At 42.6% G+C, this 235-nt stretch carries 1 protein-coding gene; it reads right to left on the bottom strand.

The window, feature by feature from the left end; translation table 11 throughout:
- The coding region (locus tag ACYQ78_RS40130; protein ID WP_459806240.1) for a ferric reductase-like transmembrane domain-containing protein at positions 1–147 on the bottom strand (147 nt) is incomplete at its 3' end.
- Positions 148–235: the final 88 nt, after the last annotated feature.

Genomic DNA, 235 nt, shown 5'->3' with positions numbered 1-235 from the left:
ATGTACGACAAGGCAGCCAAAGAAGATGACAAACAGATGGTGTGTGAACCAGAAAGTCTCAAAGTATGATCTCCTTATGAATTCAGTTGCAGATGACACCATGAGGATTAAACACAAAGTCATAATTACACCAGTCACTCCTGCCACTGTCTTAAAAAGGCCTGTTACAGGATCAACTCCAGTTTCCCTTATAGGATTAAGCCATGGGTTCTCTAGCTGACTGAGGCGTTGTTCA

The sequence above is a fragment of the Herbidospora sp. RD11066 genome (genome assembly GCF_054661255.1).
This window is presented reverse-complemented; position numbering and strand designations above follow the sequence as displayed.